The organism is Arenibacter latericius DSM 15913 (assembly GCF_000424985.1).
Taxonomy (GTDB): domain Bacteria; phylum Bacteroidota; class Bacteroidia; order Flavobacteriales; family Flavobacteriaceae; genus Arenibacter; species Arenibacter latericius.
In genome coordinates, this window is record NZ_AUKX01000022.1 from 62982 (window position 1) to 82488 (window position 19507).

Below are 19507 nucleotides of genomic sequence, written 5' to 3' on the forward strand. Positions count from 1 at the left end.
TATAGTTACGTTCCTTTTATTATTTGATTAAGCTTCTTCTGTATTCCTCACTTTAGTGTGATAAAAAACATTTGGTCTTGTCCCAATATATTCTAGAAGATGATACATACGGTCACTTTCCTTCAACTCGGAAACTTTACTCTCCTTATCATTAACATCCCCAAACACCATTGCACCGTTACCACAAGCCGCTGAACATGCAGTCTGGAACTCTCCATCCTTAATTTCGCGACCATCACGCTTAGCATCTAAGATAGTCTTCTGCGTCTTCTGAATACACATAGAACACTTCTCCATAACCCCTCTTGACCTTACAGTAACATCAGGGTTAATAACCATCTTACCTAAATCGTTGTTCATGTGATAATCAAACTCATCATTATCACTATACAAGAACCAGTTAAACCTTCTCACCTTATACGGACAGTTGTTTGCACAATACCTGGTACCAACACATCTATTATATGCCATATGGTTCTGGCCTTGACGTCCGTGTGATGTTGCCGCTACTGGACAAACTGTTTCACAAGGCGCATGGTTACAGTGCTGACACATTACTGGCTGGAAGACTACTTGTGGGTTTGCAGATGGATCTTCCAATTCACCAAATCCACCTAAAGAACCTTTATCTCCAAACAGTCCGTCAAACTCTTCTTTCTTAGTAATGTCCTCAGCGAAAGTATCTTCTGAAGAATAGTACCTATCAATACGCAACCAATGCATATCTCTAGATTTCCTCACTTCTGATTTCCCTACTACAGGAACGTTGTTTTCTGCGTGACATGCAATTACACACGCCCCACAACCAGTACAAGCATTCAAGTCTATAGACAAGTTAAAGTGATGCCCTATAGAGCGATCAAAACTATCCCATAAATCTACACTTGTAGCAGGAACTTCCTGGTGATCTAAAGATACTACTGGTTTAGGATTCCATTCCTTAGCATCTTTAGTATTAAATATCTCTAAGGTAGTTTCTTTAATAATATCGCCCCTACCCATTAAAGTCCTATGCAACTGCACACTTGCAAACTGATGTTTTCCCGAAGCCTTCTCTATAGTTACATTCTGAACGTTAGACAAGTTTTTATACAACACATAAGCATTAACTCCTGTCTGCATTTCACTCTTCATACCAACAGTCTTCCCATATCCAAAGGCAAGCCCTATAGAACCAGGAGCCTGACCAGGCTGTATGATTACAGGCACACCTTCTAATGAAGTTCCATCAACATTAAGAGTAACATAACTTCCATTTAATCCTCCGTCTGCAGAATAATCATTAATTAAACCTAAGCTTTCAGCATCTGCTTTAGAAACGGTAACATAGTTATCCCAAGAAACCCTTGTTAAAGGATCAGGGAATTCTTGCAACCATGGGTTACCAGCCTGCTGACCATCACCCATTCCAGTTTTTGGATAAAGGGTAAGCTCCATACCTTCTGAAGCTGCCTTAGACAAACTAGATAAGGCTGATGCGATTGAAACCGACTTCACAGCCTCACCTTCAACATCCTCAGAACCTATAACCACTTCATTCTTAGCAACAAAAACCCCGTCGTGCAATGCTTGATTCCAGTCAGAACCACCTAATATTCCATTATCCCAAGTTTCTCTTATGTAATCGTAATAAGAAACATCTTTACCCATCCATTTTAGCAAAGCAGTCTGAAACTGCCTAGTATCAAACAATTGCTTAATGGTAGGCTGCATTAAACCGTAATATCCTTTTTTAATTTGAGTATCTCCCCAAGACTCTAAATAGTGATTAGAAGCCCCTACATACTGAACGGATTCTGTAGTATCGGTAACGCTTGCGGAGAAAGCCAAAGATAAATCTACATTCTGCAAGGCCTCTACAAACTCGGCTGCATTAGCAAGCGTATATGCAGGGTTCACCCCATCCATAAGTAACGCACCAACCTTACCAGCTTTCATATCGGAAATAAGCGCACTAAGAGCAGCTTTATTCCCTTGCCTTACATACTTAGGAGCTGAAGGATCAAATGCCTTACTCCCCAACATTTCGTTAATAGCAAGAACAACAGCCTGCGCATTAACATCGTCTATACCCGATACAACTACCGAGTTAGTTTTATTTTTCAACACCTGAGATGCAACAGCATCTAAGGCAGTTTTTGCACTTTCTGGAAGATTTCCACTACTTACTGAAGCACCACTCAACTTGCCGTAAAAGTATGCTAAGGCAACTTTTTGCTGAGCTGGCGTTAAAGGAACTCTCTTATCAGCATTAGCACCAGATAATGACATATTAGCCTCTAACTGAACATGCCTAGACATTTTACCATTTTTAGGTATACGCCCTTTAGAGTATCCTCCATCATAACCTCCACCTTGCCAATCCCCAAGGAAATCAGCTGCGAAAGAAACAATTAAGTCTGCTTTTTCAAAATCGTAATCTGCTAACGCTCTTTCACCATACTTGGCTTCAAAAGCAGTTAAAGCAGCATCTTCAGAAATAGCATCATATGTCACATAATCTACATTCCCGTAAACCTCCTTAAATTCAGCAATCAACCTTGAAGTAGATGGACTTGCATAAGTTTGTGTAAGAAGAGCTATCTTTTTAGAAGACCCCTTTAAGGAGTTCAATTTAGCTATAACCGCATCATCAACATCACTCCAATCCACCTGCTCCCCATTAAACAAAGGACCTTGCAAACGAGTACTATCATACATCGTTAATACCGAAGCATTAACACGCGCATTGGCAGTACCATTCACCTTAGCATCCAAGTTATTTTCTATTTTGATAGGACGACCTTCACGTGTTTTTACTAAAACACTAGCAAAATCGTATCCATCAGCTATAGTAGTCGCATAAAAATTAGCCACCCCAGGAATGATTTCATCCGGCTTGACCACATAGGGAATCGATTTTATCACCGGACCCTCGCACGCGGCTAAGGATGCAGCTGCGGTACTAAACCCTACATACTTAAGAAAATCCCTCCTGTTGGTAGACGTAGAAGCTAATGTTTCCTTATCACCAAGAAATTCATCCACCGGAATTTCCTGAGTAAACTCATTCTGTCTTAGCGTCTCAACCATGGAATCGTTCGGATTTAACTCCGCCTCACTTTTCCAATATTTTTTATTTGATGACATATTGATATATCTGAAATTAACTTGTAAATAGCTTGTTTAATAGTGACACTTACCACATTCTAATCCACCCATCTGGGCAGCAGTAAGCTTCTCAACCCCATACTTTTCAGAAAGCTCCGCATGAATCTTCTCATAATATGCATTACCTTCTATTTTAACATCTGTCTGCCTGTGACAATCTATACACCAACCCATTGTTAAAGGAGAATGCTGCTCCATAATCTCCATCTCCTCAACAGGACCGTGACAAGTCTGACATTCAACACCAGCAACTGAAACGTGCTGCGAGTGATTAAAGTAAGCGAAATCAGGAAGATTATGAACTCTTACCCACTCTACCGGCTTGGTCTCACCAGTATATCGCTGATTCTCCTCATCCCATCCTACAGCATCATACAACTTCTTAATCTCTCCAGTATAAAACTCATTTGTATATCCATTAGCAAGATCTTCTTGACTAGGTCCGTCAGGTCCGCCAGTATATTCATAGATAGACTCATGACAATTCATACAAAGATTTAAAGAAGGAATCCCTGCAGTCTTAGAAACTCTAGCAGAAGAGTGACAATATTTACACTCAATTTCGTTATCTCCGGCATGTATCTTATGCGAGTAATGAATTGGCTGAATTGGAGCGTACCCCTGATCTACACCTAATTGCATCATCCAACCATAAGCGTGGTATGCACCACCCAGGAAAAGAACTATAACGAAAACTATAACTAAGAACTGATTCTTAGCAAAAGCTTTCCATAACGGCAGTTTTTTCTCTCCCTCTTTATCTAACTCAACACCACTAGCCTTAGCAATCCTTCTTAAGGTTACATTTACCAAAACCAACATCATCACCAACAATGCTAAAATGGCAATTAAACCACCAAGAATTATCTCATTAGAAATACCAGAACCAGCATTCCCTCCGGCAGCACCTGCAGCAGCCGCTGCAGCTCCTGCTCCTGCAGCAGGTTCCGCTGGCGGAGCATCGGTATACGCCAAAATATTATCGATATCCTCATCAGACAACATTGGGAACGGAGTCATCATCGCTTGATTATACTCATTGTAGACCTTCACAGCATCTGGATCTCCAGCTTTAATTAGAGCAGAGCTATTTCTAATCCACTTATACAACCAATCCCTGTCATACTTTTCACCAACCCCTGCCAATGGCGGACCGGTCATTTTTCTCGTCAAGGAGTGACAAGCCGCACAATCCTGATTAAACAATTGCTTGCCCTTAGCGGCATCAGCTTCACCTGCGGAGACCTCCGCAGCCTCTTGCGCAAAAAGTGAATTTGAAATCAGCAGTAAACCTATCAGACTGACACCTAAAACCTTAGAAATTAGATTGCGGTATGGAACCTTTTTCATATTAATTAATATTTCTATCAAAAGTTTGGCACGGTATTTACTCCATTATTAATTGAAGTTTCTAACCCTCGCTCAATTTGGAAGCAAAAATACACAATAGACTTTATTTGGGAAATGTTAAGGACACCATAACGACTAATTTATACCCGTTCTAAATAACAATAAAATCTTTAGGTTGATTCTTAATAAATTACCTTTGCAAAGCAATAATTATGTAATATTAAATCATATGAAAAACACTTGTTTATTTATAGTTATAGCCTTTTCCGCGATAATCTGTTCTGCTCAGCAAGGCAATGTCAATATTCAGCAAGACAATAAAATCACTCAATTACTGAATATCTATAAGGATATTAACGAAAACACTAACTACTACCGTATTCAAGTAGGGTTTGGATCGCACCAAGAGGCTCAGAATTTAAAAGCAAAGGTAGATCTAGACTTTCCTGATTGGCCCACAAAAATAGATTTCGAATCTCCAAGTTACCGCGTTAGGATTGGCAACTTCAGAACACTATTAGAAGGAGAAAGAAAACTTATAGAGGTCAGGCAAAAATATCCGAGCGCAATGCTCTTAAAACCAGAAAAAACGACCAATTAGGTCGTTTTTTTATTTTCACCCCTCTTCCTTAAAAGGAATATCACCTTCCCTACAGTCAAAACAACAAGAATAAGTCCTTATTTCTAGATTTTCTACAACTACCTAATTACCCACTCTAGACAAGTTGCTTATTAGTCATAAGCTGCCATACTAAAGATACAATTCACAAACACCCACTACCCTTTACTAGCTATCCGAACAATATATTGTCATTTCCCATGCTTATCCAATTACAAAAAAAACATCCCTTCCAAGGTATTTTTTTTGAAGGACATCTAATAAAGTGGCAAGGACTATTTGAGGAATATAAGCATACTCAGTTGCAGAAAACACTAATTAGCACGTTAGTCAGAGATGCCATTGTTAAAACAAATAAAAGAGAAATAGCACTTAAACCACCCTTTAATTTTTTCACTGCCTAATACCCACCTTTCCGCTGCAATATTGAATAATAAAAGATATGAATACCGCTAAAATTCATTTAGAACAAATAAGCTCTCTTAAGAAAATGAAGACGTATTATGGGGAGAAGAAACCCTAAAATCCATATAAAATTAGGTTTACACATAACCCTAATTAACTAAGCCCTTCACATTAGATAGAACAATTAGCAACCCTTTATAATCGATTAGAAACAACCCTACTTAATTCATGCATCAAAACAAAAAGAGTATTAAAATGACCTCATAAAAAAACCCCGAACCTCAAATTAATGAGCCTCGGGGTTTATTATATTCTAAGCAAATCCGTCTATTTCAGTTTCTTCTTAACTGCAACTTCCTGGAATGCTTCTACTATATCTAACTCTTGGATATCATTGTAATTCTTAATCTGTAATCCACAGTCATATCCTTTAGAAACCTCTCTAACATCATCCTTAAACCTCTTAAGAGATGCTAGTTCACCAGTATAAATAACCACTCCATCTCTAATTAATCTAATATTAGAATTTCTAAAGATTTTACCGTTAGTCACCATACAACCAGCAATGGTTCCGACTTTAGAGATTTTGAAAGTCTCTCTTATTTCCGCAGTACCAGTAATCTCTTCCTTCATCTCTGGAGAAAGCATACCTTCCATTGCATCTTTAAGATCATCTATTGCATCATAGATAATAGAGTACATCCTAATATCAATCTCTTCCTTATCTGCTAACACTCTAGCATTACCCATTGGCCTTACATTAAATCCAATGATAATAGCATCTGAAGCAGAAGCCAGCAACACATCGGACTCCGTAATAGCACCTACGGCTTTATAAATAATATTTACTTGAATCTCGTCAGTAGATAAATTCTGGAAGGAATCCGTTAATGCCTCAACAGAACCATCCACATCCCCTTTAAGGATAATGTTAAGCTCCTTAAACTCACCAAGGGCAATTCTTCTTCCAATTTCATCCAAAGTAATATGACGCTGCGTCCTAACAGACTGCTCTCTTTGCAATTGAGATCGTTTAGTAGCAATTTGCTTAGCTTCACGCTCATCCTCAAGCACATTAAATTTATCACCTGCCTGTGGCGCTCCATCTAAACCAAGGATTGAGATTGGCCTAGAAGGACCTACCTCTGTCACCAAATTACCTCGCTCATCTTGCATAGCTTTAATCTTACCACTACAAGTACCAGCAAGCACATAATCACCAATCTTAAGAGTACCTGTCTGCACAAGAACTGTAGACACATATCCTCTACCTTTATCTAAGAAGGCTTCTACTACTGTACCAGAGGCCAATCTATTTGGATTCGCTTTTAATTCTAAAAGCTCTGCTTCCAACAACACCTTTTCCAATAATTCTTTTATCCCAGCTCCTGTTTTAGCAGAAATTTCTTGAGATTGTATTTTACCTCCCCAATCTTCTACTAACAGGTTCATCTGAGCAAGTCCATCTTTAATTTTCTCAGGGTTAGCTGTTGGCTTATCCACTTTGTTTATAGCAAAAACAATTGGCACTCCTGCCGCTTGAGCATGACTAATAGCCTCTTTCGTTTGTGGCATTATAGCATCATCGGCAGCAATAACTATAATTGCGATATCCGTTACTTGAGCACCACGTGCACGCATTGCCGTAAAGGCCTCGTGACCCGGTGTATCTAAAAACGAAATCTTTTGCTTATTCTCTAATGTTACCGCATAAGCTCCGATGTGCTGGGTAATCCCCCCACTCTCACCAGCAATAACATTTTCTTTTCTAATATAATCTAATAAAGATGTTTTTCCGTGATCCACATGCCCCATTACAGTAACAATTGGTGCTCTTGGCTCCAAATCTTCTGGCGCATCCACCTCTTCTTCTATAGTCTCCTCTAGATCTGCAGTTACAAATTCTACCTCATATCCAAATTCATCTGCAACAATAGATAAGGTTTCCGCATCCAATCGTTGATTCATGGTAACCATGATACCCAAGGACATACAAGCAGAAATCACCTTTGTAGTAGGAACATTCATCATGGTAGCCATCTCACTAGCGGTCACAAACTCTGTAACCTTAAGGATTTTGCTATCCAATTCTTGTTGCTCCAGATCTTTCTCTGTTTGCTGACGGTGTTGCTCCCTTTTATCTCTTCTATATCTAGCCGCGGTTCTACCCTTCCTAGATTTACCTTGAAGTTTTTCTAAGGTCTCACGCACTTGTTTTTGCACATCTTCTTCAGTAGGCTCGGCCTTAACTGGTGCATTAAAACGTTGCCCTGAACCTTTTTTAGCAGCTGCTCCTCTACCTCTTCCGGCAGCGGGTGAGCGCCTTGTATCCGTTCCTGGTTTAGCAACAATTCTTTTACGTCTCTTTCTCTTATCTCCAGCCTCACCAGATTTAGCAGTCTCTTTTTTCTTCTTCGGTCTTTCGAACTTGGTAAGATCTATCTTATCTCCCATAATCTTAGGACCTGAAAGCTTCTGATATTGCGTCTGAATCACTTCACTTTCTGGTGCAGATTCTCCTTCAGCTGGCTTTTTATCCTCTTGTTTTGCAGGAGCTACCTCCTTAGGCTTTTCTACCTTAGGCTCTTCTTTCTTAGCTACTGGCGCTTCCTTAACTGCAGGTTTCTCTACCTTTTTAGGAGCTGCGTCTTTTTTAGAAGCCACTTCTTTCTTAGGCTCTTTTTTAGGTTCTTCAACCTTTTTAGGAGCCTCTTCCTTTTTAGGAGGTACTTCTTTTTTATCGGCCTCAACTTTTGGTTGTTCAACCACTTTTTCTGGTGCCTTCTCAGCTGGCTTTTCAGCTTTCACTTCTGGCTCTTTCTCAGGTGCTTTTTCAGCAGCTTTGTCAGCTTCTTTTGCCCCTGAATCCAAGTTAATCTTACCCACGGTCTTCAACCCTGGGAGATCAGCTTTAGCCTTAATAACACTCTCTCTTTCCGCCCTTTTCTCCCTAGCGAGTCTCTTCTCTTCTTGCTCTTTTTCTAACTGTAATCGCAAGGCCTCCTTCTCCTTTCGCTTCTCTTCCCCAACTTCTTTGGACGCAACTTTCTTGCTCATATCCGTCTGGAATTCATCCAATAGAACTCGATATACCTCGTTGGATATCTTGGTAGTAGGCCTAGCATCAATATTATGCCCCTTGGAACCGAGAAAATCTACCGCACGGTCCAATGAAATATTAAGTTCTCTTAGGACTTTATTAAGCCTTATAGTTGCATTCTCTGCCATAAATATTTAATTCCTATTCTTGTAATTTATTGCTAATATATAGTTTAATCTTCTAATTCCTCTTTTAGAATACGGACAACTTCTAAAATTGTCTCTTCTTCTAAATCGGTCCTTTTAATCAAATCTCCAACTTCCTGCTCTAAAACACTTCTTGCAGTATCCATCCCGATTCTCTTGAACTCCTCTATTACCCAAGCTTCAATTTCATCAGAAAACTCGGTAAGCTCTACATCTTCTTCCACCCCTTCACGGAATACATCTATCTCATAGCCAGTTAATTGACCAGCCAACCTAATATTATGACCACCTCTACCAATAGCCTTTGAAACTTCCTCAGGCCTAAGAAATACTTGAGCTGTCATTTTCTCATCATTCAATTTAACCGATGAAACCCTTGCCGGACTTAACGCCCTAGTAACTAAAAGTTGTGGATTACTGGTCCAATTGATAACATCTATATTTTCATTTCCAAGTTCACGTACAATTCCGTGAATCCTAGAACCTTTCATTCCAACACAAGCTCCTACAGGATCTATACGATCATCATAAGAATCTACAGCTACCTTCGCTTTATCACCAGGAATTCTAACTGCTTTCTTAATGGTAATTAATCCATCATACACTTCGGGAATTTCCTGGAAGAACAACTGCTCCAAGAACAACGGAGAAGTTCTAGACATGATAATAGTTGGCTTATTACCTTTAAGCTCTACACTTTCTATTATCCCTCTTACATTATCTCCTTTCCTAAAAAAGTCTGATGGTATCTGCTTATCTTTTGGCAAGATAATCTCATTTCCTTCATCATCCAAAAGTATAATAGCCTTATGTCTGATATGGTGCACTTCAGCAGTATAAATCTCACCTTCAAGATCCTTAAACTGTTTGTAAATAGTTGTATTATCATGCTCGTGGATCTTAGAAATAAGATTTTGTCTTAGCGCCAAAATTGCTCTTCTTCCCAAGTCTATTAATTTCACTTCCTCGGACACATCTTCCCCAACCTCAAAATCGGGTTCTATTTTACGAGCTTCTGATAGAGAAATTTCTTCATTAGGATCTTCAACCTCACCATCAAGAACCACCACCCTATTTCTCCATATCTCTAAATCTCCCTTGTCCGGATTTATAATAATATCAAAATTATCATCAGAACCAAATTTTTTCTTCAATGCGTTTCTAAACACATCTTCCAAAATCGCCATTAGCGTTACCCTGTCTATGAATTTATCATCTTTAAATTCCGAGAAAGATTCGATTAGCGCAATATTTTCCATTTTGACCTACAATTAGAATTTTAATACAACTTTAGCTTCTTTAATATCAGAATATGCGATTTCTCGCTTTTTCTGAACGGTAATTTTCCCTTTACCCACGGGTTTAGGCTCTCTAACCTTCCACTCCAAGGTAATACTGTCTTCCGTGACTTCCGTCAACTTACCCTCCAACTCTTCATCTTGGGTTTTCACCTCCAACTTCCTTCCAACATTCTTTTTATACTGCCTGGGGATTTTAAGGGGTGATGCTGCACCGGCTGATGCCACTTCCAAGGAAAAGTCTTCCTCTTCCCTATCTAGGTTATGTTCTATAGCCCTGCTAACGTTTATACAATCTTGTAGCGTTACTCCATGATCACCATCTAAGACGACCTTTATCTTATTATCTGCACCTATTGAAAAATCCAACAAAAAAAGTGATTTATTTTCCTCTAAGGCCGACTCTAAAAGTGTAGTTACTTTTTCCTTCAACATAATTTCTCTCTTAGCGATAGCTTCTGCCAATATAAGCAATACACTTTTGGTAATATCCGCCGTAATTGGAGACTGCTAAAACTTATTTAAACCGGTCTAAAAAACCATCCATCCAAAATATCAGTAATAAAAGAGGGGACAAATTGTCCCCTCATGAATACGAAATATTCTTTCAGCTCTGCAAATATACAATTTTTTTATATTCCGCAACAACCTAAATCATTTATTCTAAAAAAGATACCTGAATTCTAACTGCTTATGCATTTACTACACACTCTAATAGCTATTCATATTTCTGATATTAAAAAATTGCAAAATCCTTAGACTCTACTGTGTTGCAGCATTTATTAATTGGCATTAAAATTACTTCCCAAATTCTCGAAATAAAAAGTCCACAGTTACACCCTAACTCCTTTAACCTTCTTAGCATTAATCCAAAATAGGACCATTAAACGCTTCTGGCTGTCTAACTTTTCGCTCTTCTACGCTTAGGTTGGGAATACGATAATTAACACCGTCATTCTCATAGCGCTTATACTGCTTAATAAGTCTTTCCTGAAACAACTCCCAATCTAAATTCTCCTCAAATGACCAAGCTTTTTCCGCCACAGCATCAAGTCTAGGGTACGTCATATACTCTAACCTGGTTTTGTCGGAAATAAATTCCGTCCAAATTCCAGCCTCCAAACCAAGCACCTTAGCAACCATATCATCTGTGAAACTTTCTGGGATTGGACTCCAATGATAGATAGCTTCCATGGAGTTTGCCCCATTATGCAATCCTTCCCAAATTGCACCTGCCTCTTCTAAATCACTAGTATAATCTAGATAGAGATAATCTACAGGAGAAAGAATTACATTATAGCCATCTTTCGCTGCATTAAACAATATATCTGGGTACTCTCCTCGCCACCACTGCAAAATAGCATTCTTATTTACCCCAAAACCAGAGGCTTCATCCCATGCTATTGGCTTTAGCTCAGATTCTAATAGGTAATCTGCCATATTGCGATCAAACCACCCCTCAAATTCCCGCTGATTTTTAAGCCCCAACTCTTTCATTTTTGCTAACATATCTGGCCTAGCCTCCCAATTATGATGCCTCACCTCATCACTACCAAAATGCACATAATTAGTATTAAAAAGAGATGCCACCCGCAGCATTACAGTCTGAATCATTTTAACCGCATCTTCATTAGCAATATTCAAAGTGTTGTTTCCTCCACTAAAAGCAGGGTACGCTTTTTCTATAGCACCCGAATGCCCAGGGACATCCACTTCTGGAACTATAATAATTTGCCTTTCATTAGCATAGGCTGTAATCCCCCTAGCATCCTCCTCGGTAAGATACATCTGAGGCCCATCTGGATTAGTCCTATCACCTCTAGAACCAATTTCATGCAACTTAGGATACTCTTTTATCTCTATTCTCCAACCAGTATCATCAGTGAGATGCAAGTGCAAACGATTCATTTTTTTCGCAGCCATCTGATCTATCAACTGCTTTATAACATCAGGACCAAAATAATGGCGTGATATATCTAACATAGCTCCTCTCCATGGAAACCTAGGCTGATCTATTATAGACACCTGATCAATTTCTAAAACTGCTGATTCCTTTGTCAAGACCGGAGCCATTTGCAAAAGCGTCTGAAACGCATAAAAATAACCCGCTTCAGAAGAAGCACTTATGGATATCTCCTCACTATTCACCTTTAACTCATAAGCTTCTGACGCTAAGACGTCTGAATGCTCCAACACTATCTTATTTTCCGCCACCTCAACACCACCTGTCTGCAAAGAAATTCCATATTTCTTTTGCAATTCGCGCGCAAAATAATCAGCTATCTTATGCTGCTCTTCAGAATTAAACACCAATTGTGTACTTGCACTTAAACGAAATACACCTTCGTAAACCGTTATTTTATTAGGTTGCGGAATAATCGACAAAACAGCATCAGCCCTCTCTTTTCTCTCTTCGGGAGCACAAGAAACCAACCCCGTTAATAAAAGCGCTTGTAGGATGATGATAGTAAGAATATTGTTCTTCATTAAACTAAAATAAATACATTAATGGCAAGGTCATTTACGCCTGTGACTATTACACAAAAGTAGTAAATGATTTTAGTTTGCCAGAGTAACCGCCTTTAAAATAGAAGAAATCCGCTACTTGACCAGTATCAACCTTTTTCATTCTTCCAAAACTAGAATCACTTATTACCGCAGACACAAAAGCGTAAATTAAACTAAAGACTATCTACATCTAATTTAAAAAGCTGGGCAGCATTTTTCCAAAAAATCAACTCTTTCTTATCGTCCGCCAGTTCCAATTGATCCATAAACTTTAAATACGATTTCATATTACACAATGGCCAATCTGTACCGTACAATAAGTATTTAGGATCACCGGCATAGGTAATCATCTCTTCGATTTCCTTTTTCATATAACGCTCAAACTTATCCGAAAAATCCCCTAATACAAGCCCAGAAATATCGGCATAAACGTTATCATTCTTATATACCACCTCCATACAATCCTTTATCCATGGATTACCAACATGGCAGATTACTATTTTAAGATCTGGATAATCTACCGCCAAATCGTCTAAATGCAGAGGGTGAGAATACTTCACCTTACCCGTAGGAGAATAGGTATCCCCAGAATGAAACATTACAGGAACGTCAAATTCAATTGCCATTTCGTACCATACCTTAAGCCTAGCGTCATTAGGATAAAAAGGTTCGTATCCGGGATAGAATTTTAATCCTTTAATATGCCCCTCCTCCAAATATTTCGCTATTTCACAGATATCTTTATAGTTATAATTCAAATAACTTATTCCAGAAATAACCCCTAAATTCTTATACCCTTTAATTGCTTCTACCACCTGCCTAGTACTAGGCCTATGTTCATTTACTTTATAGGAGGTAAGCACCAAGGAATAATCCACGCTATTAGCTTTCATACTCTCTTTTAAGAGATTAAGACTAGCTTCTAATGAGGTCACCCTATCTTCGTGGTAATTATTAATATGAGTATGGACATCTATAATCATAGGTACTTTGCTTAAGGTTGGATTATTACTATTAAAAAGGTAAAAGCCACCGAAGCAGCCATATTCTAATTAAAAATAGTCAATATAAGTTAATCTAATTAGATGAAGGATGCCATATAACTGTATTACCTATAGAATTCATCCTTTAAAAAAAATAGGCCGAAGTCTACTCCTATCAAGGAACAACCTCAACCTATTCACTCTTATACCATACTATTACCCAAAAGGGTTTAAACTTCTCACGTGACAACGAAGGATTTAAAATTCATCATCACCATCATCATTATTACGGTTTTCTTGTTGCCTTGTTTTCTTTTGCTGATTAAATCTATAAGTAAAAGCCAAGTTGAATGAACGTGGACGTCTTTGAAATTCACTCTCACTTATAAAGGTATTTGTTGCTGTAAGAGAGTTTCTTTTTCGCGTATTAAATACGTCGCTTATACTAAACCCAATGGTTGCATTATCATTAAATATATCCTTACTCAATGCAAGGTCAACCGACAATATCCCTTCAGTTTCGGTCTGCGCATTGTTAGATGGTCCACGATAAAAAGCGTTGGTTTGCCAATCTATACTATAAGGCAAGGAAACCTTAGCACTTCCTCTTGCAAAATAACTGGTGTTTTTTGCGCCATAATCTACACCATTAAATTCACCTTCGGTATTAAATCGAAAGAAATTAAAACTTCCGTTCAACCGCAACCATTTAGCAGGATTATACAATACACCAGCTTCAAAACCAACACGTTCGTTGGTACTTAAATTCACTGGAAGCATTCTAATAATTGGAATTCCATTAGGAGTTTCATTACCTGTATCTTCCTGGATTCGCTCAAAAGCATCTGTTTCATATTGATAATAAACAGAAGTGGTTAAGGTAAGTTTTCCCCAACGCTTTAGATAACCAAGATCAAAAGCACTTGCAAAAGCTGGATCTAAATTAGTATTCCCTTGAAAGATATTTGCCTCACTAGAACGCGAGGGAAAAGGGTTTATCCAACGACCTCTAGGCCTATTTATTCTTCGATTATACCCCAAGGTAATATTCTCTCGATCATTAATTTCATAGGTTAGATTTAAGGTAGGGAAAAATCCGGAGTAAGACTTATTGAAATTAATATTAAGCGCCTCATCTCCATTAGCTTCAATGTTTTCTGCATCTACCTCCCCCTTCAATTGGGTATGCTCGAAACGCAAACCAGCCAATATAGAAAATTTACCATATTTATTTCCATATTGCGCATATAATGCATTTACTTTTTCTTGGTAGTTAAAGATATTAGACAAGCTATCATTTCGGAAAAAAGGCCCCTCTGCCACCCTTTGTTCTGTAAGCTTATAATCTGTTCCTGTTTCTCTAAAGTTACCGCGATAACCGGCTTCAAATTGCGCATTTTCACCTATTGGACGTACATAATCAATTTGAGCAAGATATTCTTTTTGATTCTCATCCGTTGTAATAAACTCAGATGGCAATTCTTCAAAATCAGGAAAAGTGTTGCTTTCGTCAATACGAGAAGTTTCTGATTCCTTTCTATTTTCATACTGAAGATCTGCCTTTAATTCGTGACCGGCATCATCGAACTTTGTAATATAATTTAAGGCAAATTGAAAGTTTCTATCGGCTTCATCTTCATACTCTATCCTACTTCTTTTAATAGCTATATCATTTAGCTCATCATACTCAGTAGCGTTATTTACAGTTTCATCATCATCACTACCTTTTGAATAAAAAGCGGATGCTGTAACAAAAGTTTTATCAGATATAAAATATTCTATCCCCAAATTAGTATTAAAATTTCGTCCTATTCGATCGCCATCCCTAGTTTCTACTACTAATGGATTTTCAATATTACTAGATAGGTATTGGTTTTTAAAAATGGCCCTACCCGGAGATTCTCTATATCGCCATCCGGTGGTATTGAAAATATTGAATTTATCTGTTCGCAAATTAATATTCCCACTTACACTACCACTAGCAGGAGAGCCTATGTTGGTTTGAATAGACCCATTTAAACCTAACGTTTTTTCTTTACGCAATATAATATTTAGTATACCCGCAGTTCCTTCTGCATCATAACGAGCAGATGGCGAGGTAATCACCTCTACACGGTCTATGGCGTCCGCTGGCAGTGCACGCAAGGCATCTGTAGAGCCAAATCCTGCAATCGCTGAAGGCTTACCATTAATTAATATCCTTACGTTTTCATTTCCCCTTAAGGCTATTGCACCATCTATATCTACCGTAACGGAGGGCACGTTTGCCAATGCATCACCAACATTTGCACCGCTAGTAGTAAGGTCTTTACCAATGTTATAAATCTTCTTATCTAACCTTACTTGAACTTCGGTAGTTTCTGCACGAATTACCACTTCATCAAGAGCCTGCATGTCTTCATGTAACCTTACTAATGGCAAAGTAGTATCCATTATAAGATTCTGGTTCTCAATTTTCTTGGTACTAAAACCTATAAACTCAAAGTTTATATTATACACCCCAGCTGGCACTTTAATGGAATAATTTCCATCTAAATCTGTGATTCCACCAGTTACAATTTCTCCCTTATTGTTTGTAAATGCCACTGTAGCATACTCTAGGGGTGCATTTGTAGATTCTTCAACTATCTTTCCGGATATGGTAACTACATCTGAATCTCGATTTGAACTCTGACCAAAAGAAACAAATGAAACACATACTAAAATAAGGAAAATATACTTTTTCATAACCTGGCTTTACTTGTTCAAATTTCTATTGATTAACTACTGCTTTCCTATTTCTTAAAAGACTATCAATAGAATATTTCCCAGGGCCGGTAAGAAATAATGCAATGTAACTAGCTCCAAAGAGCAAGGCTTTCTCCATACCTCCAAAACCATCTGAAGCATGAACTATAAATGCTGCTACTACCATTGTTGTAATAAGCGGTACTAATGCCCATCGTGTTAATAAACCGAAGGCTAATAATAAACTACAGATAACTTCTGCAAAAACTGCCAAAGCCAAAGAAGTTGATTCTCCAACACCCAAAGGATCTCTAAAGTGAATTTCTTCACCGCTAAATAGCCTCCCCCACTTACCGATACCGTGAGCAAAAAACATTGATAAACCCAAAAACAACCTCAATACTAGTAGCCCTAAATCATTGAAAGTAGTGTTTGCTAAATTTTTAATTGTTGCCATGTTTATAAATTATGATTAAACTTTTTTTATTTATTTTGATGACACAAAGGAAGCGCAACAACAGTCTTCATAAAAATATCTTCCCGCAAACGACAGAATTTACACCCTAAAATGCATAGGTCAGATTACAAGTGTAAAGTTGTCGTTTACGGTATTAAGAAAGTTGATGATCATTTTTTTAAACTAGTACCTTAATAAAATATTTACTTTTATGGTATGAATTTTAAAATGCCAACATCGTATTTAAACGCAAAAGAGTTGAGCTTCCAAGTGGTACTCAATATCGTGGTGTTCATATTTTTTGCTTTTGATAGACGCCTACCAGGGATAGAATTCCACAAGGTTTTCTTCTTTCTTAATTATGCTCTAGCAGCACTTATTATTAATTATGCTTTACTACCGCGATACCTCTATAAAAACCGTTATTTAGAATTTACCGTCTACACAACCTTGGTTGTCGCCATCGTCATTTTTGTAGAAGAAGCTTTTTTGGAGCAAATTTTTTATCCGGATACGCGTGGCAAAAAATTCTTAGGTGTTTTCTATAATTTATTGAGTACTATGCCAACTATAACAATATTAGTAGGCTTTAAATTTGCCTGGGACGCATTAATTAAACAACGGGAAGTCTTAGAATTGAGAAACTCGGTAAAGGAAAGTGAATTACAATTTCTTAAATCCCAAATAAACCCACACTTTTTATTCAATAACATGAATAACCTGTATTCATATGCCGTGGAACAATCACCAAAGACACCAGAGATCATTTTAGAGCTTTCGGATGCACTCCGTTATATGCTTTACGAGGGGAGAGCCAGTTTTGTTTCGCTTAAAAAGGAAATTGAACACATAAAAAACTACGTTAATTTAAGTAAGCTTCAGATCAAGGGTCGCGGTGAGGTAAGTTTTAAAATTGGCCACATACCCTCCAATTATCGAATAGCACCTTTAATACTCACTGTATTTATTGAAAATGCGTTTAAGCACAGCTCCTCTAGCCAAACCAATAATATTACGATAGCAATAGATACTGCAGTAGATAGCAACGGAATATTACATTTCACCTGCATCAACAACTATTTAGAACAGAGCAACACCAAAAATTTAGATAACGGCATTGGATTGGATAATGTTAGAAAACGGTTAACATTAATTTATCCAAATTCTCATAATTTGGATATCAAAACCGAAAATGATAACTATATAGTTTCCTTAACTATAGATTTAAGTAAAACCCAAGAACAATGAATTGCATCATAATAGAAGACCAATTGCCTGCGCAACGTATATTGAAAAAGTATATAGAAGATTTAGGGTCGCTTAATTTAGTGGGCACATTTACCGATGCACTTGAAGCTATGCAAATCTTGAATTCAGAAGAAATAGACCTGATATTTTTAGACATTCACCTTCCAAAATTATCGGGAATTGATTTTCTAAAGACCTTAACCAATCCACCACAGGTTATACTTACTACAGCTTTTCAAGATTATGCTTTGGAAAGTTACGATCTGAATGTAGTTGACTACCTCTTGAAACCCTTTTCTTTTCAACGTTTTATTAAAGCCATATCTAAGGTAAAAAAGACAGGAGATACAACTAAAGCAAAATCAGAACTAGAACAAGGCGACTCTTTTAACGAGGTATATATAAAAAGTGGTTATGACCATATCCGTGTTAAGACAGGCGATATCATATATATCGTATCCGATTCCGATTATACAGAAATACACCTAAAAGATAAAAAGCTACTTTCTTCAGAATCTTTGCGGTATTGGGAGGAATACCTATCCAAAGAGAAGTTTATGCGCATCCACAAATCGTATATTATTAACACCTGTAAAATCGTGAAAGTTTCTAGCAATCAAGTATTTCTTGAAGATAACAAGGCTGCCCCTATTGGCAGGGCGTTTAAAAATAGTTTTACAGAGCGGTTTATGAAATGAGCAATTTAAATCTCTACGACAGGAGCTAGAATGTAGCAATTGGAAAGTATTTGTCTGTTGAGAATCATTATTAAACCTACAACAAACAGTGAGCATGGCAACATTGTTTCCCCAGTTAAGCGACAAACCGCAAAACTTTTGAATTAAATTTACAATTCTTAGAAGCCAATAACGTTCAAGTTTCTTTTTTACCCTAAGGCATTACAACAAAGGTTTTTCTTTTAGCCTTAAATACTTCTTGTCTTTCGCATTAAATTCATATAAAGCCAACAGAACCCCAAAGACCGACACTGCGAAGAATCCAACCAAAAGATAAATCAACATCCCCTCACTAAAGTAAAATCTGTTATCATAAAGCTTAAAGAAAATCATCACGATAGAAAAAGGCAATGCATAAATTAAGATACCCCGAGTAAAAACATATTTCAGTTTACTCTCTCTTATTTTAGTCCACCTATTTAACCACTTATCAGTATACCGAATTTGTTTTTGAGTTAAGCTCATATAAAATACTCTTAGTACATGTCTAAAATGTGTTCCAAAATTTAACACATTACTAAAGATAGGATTTTATTATTAGGTAAAGGGGAGAGTTATAAAGATTTCAAATAAAAAGCACACTACCGAGAATGGCTCAACACAAAAAGTTGTGGAGTAACCAAAAATAAAAGAACTTTGGAGCAAAAACACGTATGCTCTCAGATTCACTATCATCCATAGCCAATTTATTGCTTCCCGAAGTGCTTGTCACCTATTTTGATTTAAAGAAGCACGAGATTAAAGGAGAAGAACTTCACTTTTATTTTACGGAACAGAAC

13 protein-coding genes are annotated in these 19507 nt (G+C 37.6%); 3 read left to right on the forward strand and 10 right to left on the reverse strand.

Features of this window, described 5'->3' with window-relative positions; all coding sequences use genetic code 11:
* Positions 1-27: 27 nt before the first annotated feature.
* A complete protein-coding gene (locus H344_RS0109450) occupies positions 28-3129 on the reverse strand; it encodes a TAT-variant-translocated molybdopterin oxidoreductase (RefSeq protein ID WP_026810100.1) in 3102 nt (1033 codons plus the stop codon).
* Between the two features lie 36 nt (positions 3130-3165).
* A complete protein-coding gene (locus H344_RS0109455) occupies positions 3166-4500 on the reverse strand; it encodes a c-type cytochrome (RefSeq protein ID WP_026810101.1) in 1335 nt (444 codons plus the stop codon).
* Positions 4501-4729: 229 nt separating this feature from the next.
* Between H344_RS0109455 and H344_RS0109460 the strand changes: the two genes are divergently transcribed.
* Positions 4730-5101, forward strand: a complete 372-nt coding sequence (locus H344_RS0109460) for an SPOR domain-containing protein (RefSeq protein WP_026810102.1) — start codon at positions 4730-4732, stop codon at positions 5099-5101.
* A gap of 750 nt (positions 5102-5851) precedes the next feature.
* On the opposite strand, the gene infB is transcribed toward H344_RS0109460, so the two are convergent.
* The 7 genes from infB to H344_RS0109500 all read right to left on the reverse strand — a co-directional run bounded on the left by infB (position 5852) and on the right by H344_RS0109500 (position 16743).
* Positions 5852-8752 carry a translation initiation factor IF-2 gene (gene infB / locus H344_RS0109470; protein WP_026810104.1) on the reverse strand — a complete coding sequence of 967 codons (2901 nt, stop codon included), beginning with the start codon at positions 8750-8752 and terminating at the stop codon, positions 5852-5854.
* Positions 8753-8796: 44 nt separating this feature from the next.
* Positions 8797-10029, reverse strand: a complete 1233-nt coding sequence (gene nusA / locus H344_RS0109475) for a transcription termination factor NusA (protein WP_026810105.1) — start codon at positions 10027-10029, stop codon at positions 8797-8799.
* A gap of 12 nt (positions 10030-10041) precedes the next feature.
* Positions 10042-10503: a ribosome assembly cofactor RimP gene (rimP, locus tag H344_RS0109480; protein ID WP_026810106.1), complete on the reverse strand. Its 462-nt coding sequence runs from the start codon at positions 10501-10503 to the stop codon at positions 10042-10044.
* Positions 10504-10932: 429 nt separating this feature from the next.
* Positions 10933-12555 (reverse strand): beta-N-acetylhexosaminidase, encoded by a 1623-nt coding sequence (locus H344_RS0109485; protein ID WP_026810107.1) that lies wholly within the window; start codon positions 12553-12555, stop codon positions 10933-10935.
* A 194-nt stretch (positions 12556-12749) separates the two neighbouring features.
* The gene (locus H344_RS0109490) at positions 12750-13559 is read right to left on the reverse strand and encodes an amidohydrolase family protein (protein WP_026810108.1); all 810 of its coding nucleotides are present in this window, start codon (positions 13557-13559) and stop codon (positions 12750-12752) included.
* A gap of 258 nt (positions 13560-13817) precedes the next feature.
* Positions 13818-16286, reverse strand: a complete 2469-nt coding sequence (locus tag H344_RS0109495) for an outer membrane beta-barrel family protein (protein ID WP_026810109.1) — start codon at positions 16284-16286, stop codon at positions 13818-13820.
* Positions 16287-16311: 25 nt separating this feature from the next.
* Positions 16312-16743, reverse strand: coding sequence for a DoxX family protein (locus H344_RS0109500; protein WP_157378216.1), 432 nt, complete (start codon positions 16741-16743; stop codon positions 16312-16314).
* A gap of 216 nt (positions 16744-16959) precedes the next feature.
* Between H344_RS0109500 and H344_RS0109505 the strand changes: the two genes are divergently transcribed.
* Positions 16960-17991, forward strand: coding sequence for a sensor histidine kinase (locus H344_RS0109505; protein WP_051254237.1), 1032 nt, complete (start codon positions 16960-16962; stop codon positions 17989-17991).
* Entirely contained in the window at positions 17988-18689 is a 702-nt protein-coding gene (locus H344_RS0109510; RefSeq protein WP_026810112.1) for a LytR/AlgR family response regulator transcription factor, read from the forward strand. Before H344_RS0109505 ends, H344_RS0109510 begins: the two co-directional genes overlap by 4 nt.
* 201 nt (positions 18690-18890) lie before the next feature.
* Here the strand turns inward: H344_RS0109510 and H344_RS0109515 are convergent, their stop codons facing one another.
* Positions 18891-19193: a hypothetical protein gene (locus H344_RS0109515; protein WP_026810113.1), complete on the reverse strand. Its 303-nt coding sequence runs from the start codon at positions 19191-19193 to the stop codon at positions 18891-18893.
* Between the last annotated feature and the right edge of the window lie 314 nt (positions 19194-19507).

Coding starts and splice junctions, on each gene's coding strand:
- nusA (WP_026810105.1), bottom strand. CDS start 10,029: ATGGAAAATATTGCGCTAATCGAATCTTTCTCGGAATTTAAAGATGAT.
- H344_RS0109485 (WP_026810107.1), bottom strand. CDS start 12,555: ATGAAGAACAATATTCTTACTATCATCATCCTACAAGCGCTTTTATTA.
- H344_RS0109460 (WP_026810102.1), top strand. CDS start 4,730: ATGAAAAACACTTGTTTATTTATAGTTATAGCCTTTTCCGCGATAATC.
- H344_RS0109515 (WP_026810113.1), bottom strand. CDS start 19,193: ATGAGCTTAACTCAAAAACAAATTCGGTATACTGATAAGTGGTTAAAT.
- H344_RS0109495 (WP_026810109.1), bottom strand. CDS start 16,286: ATGAAAAAGTATATTTTCCTTATTTTAGTATGTGTTTCATTTGTTTCT.
- H344_RS0109450 (WP_026810100.1), bottom strand. CDS start 3,129: ATGTCATCAAATAAAAAATATTGGAAAAGTGAGGCGGAGTTAAATCCG.
- H344_RS0109490 (WP_026810108.1), bottom strand. CDS start 13,559: ATGATTATAGATGTCCATACTCATATTAATAATTACCACGAAGATAGG.
- rimP (WP_026810106.1), bottom strand. CDS start 10,503: ATGTTGAAGGAAAAAGTAACTACACTTTTAGAGTCGGCCTTAGAGGAA.
- H344_RS0109510 (WP_026810112.1), top strand. CDS start 17,988: ATGAATTGCATCATAATAGAAGACCAATTGCCTGCGCAACGTATATTG.
- infB (WP_026810104.1), bottom strand. CDS start 8,752: ATGGCAGAGAATGCAACTATAAGGCTTAATAAAGTCCTAAGAGAACTT.
- H344_RS0109500 (WP_157378216.1), bottom strand. CDS start 16,743: ATGGCAACAATTAAAAATTTAGCAAACACTACTTTCAATGATTTAGGG.
- H344_RS0109455 (WP_026810101.1), bottom strand. CDS start 4,500: ATGAAAAAGGTTCCATACCGCAATCTAATTTCTAAGGTTTTAGGTGTC.
- H344_RS0109505 (WP_051254237.1), top strand. CDS start 16,960: ATGAATTTTAAAATGCCAACATCGTATTTAAACGCAAAAGAGTTGAGC.